Origin of the sequence: Sphaerimonospora thailandensis (assembly GCF_016863115.1) — a bacterium.
GTDB lineage: Bacteria > Actinomycetota > Actinomycetes > Streptosporangiales > Streptosporangiaceae > Sphaerimonospora > Sphaerimonospora cavernae.
Window position 1 is genome coordinate 1 of the sequence record NZ_BOOG01000149.1, and the last position, 809, is coordinate 809.

The window sequence follows — 809 nt, forward strand, 5'->3', positions numbered from 1 at the left end:
TGGCCTTTGGTGAGTCAGGTCCGGGAAAGTGCGCTGGCGTTGGCGTTGACCGCGGTGCCGGATTCGCCGCAGCAGTGTCTGGCTCAGATGGAGGAACTGGCGTTCGCGCGGGATCGGTTGGAGGCGGCGGTCGCGGCGCGGGTCGCGCGGGTGCACGCCGCCGGAGCCGCTCGGGAGCATGGGCATGCCTCCACCAGGACCTGGCTGCGGTCGGTGTGTGGGATGAGCCGTCGGGCGGCGAACCGGATCGTGACTCTGGGCGGCGAGCTGGCACGGTTGCCGGAGGTCCGGCAGCGCTATGCCACGGGGGGCTTGACGGAGGGGGTGGTGTCGGCGATCTGCGCGGCCACCGCGGGGTTGAGCGATGAGGACGCGGTCAAGGCCGAGGCGATTCTGTTGGAGTTGGCCGGTTCGGCCGGGCCGGAGGAGATCGTTAAGGCGGGGCGGTATCTGCGGGCGGTGTTGGATCCCGATGGGGAGATCAAGGACGCGAACGCCGACTACGACGCGCGGTTTCTGCTGTTGCGGGAGACCACCACGGGTGGGGTGGAGGGGGAGTTCCGCCTGCCGCGGGAGGCCGCCGCCCGGCTGCGGGCGCTGCTGGACGCCTATGCCAAGCCCAGGGCCAAGGGTGATGATCGGCCGCTTCGGGTGCGTAACGCCGACGCGTTGATCGCGCTGCTGGAGCAGCAGATCACCGCCGAGTTGCTGGTGGTTGTCAACGCCGACTCCCTGCCCGACGACCCTATTCCCGGCGATCACGCGCCCGACGATCCCACCCCCGACGATCACGCGCCCACAGACGACAC

At 70.1% G+C, this 809-nt stretch carries 1 protein-coding gene; it reads left to right on the plus strand.

Annotation, left to right across the window (positions count from 1 at the left end; genetic code table 11):
• Positions 1 to 87: 87 nt before the first annotated feature.
• Positions 88 to 809, plus strand: a 722-nt coding sequence (locus Mth01_RS29380; RefSeq protein WP_204019216.1) for a DUF222 domain-containing protein, incomplete at its 3' end; no start/stop codon positions are given.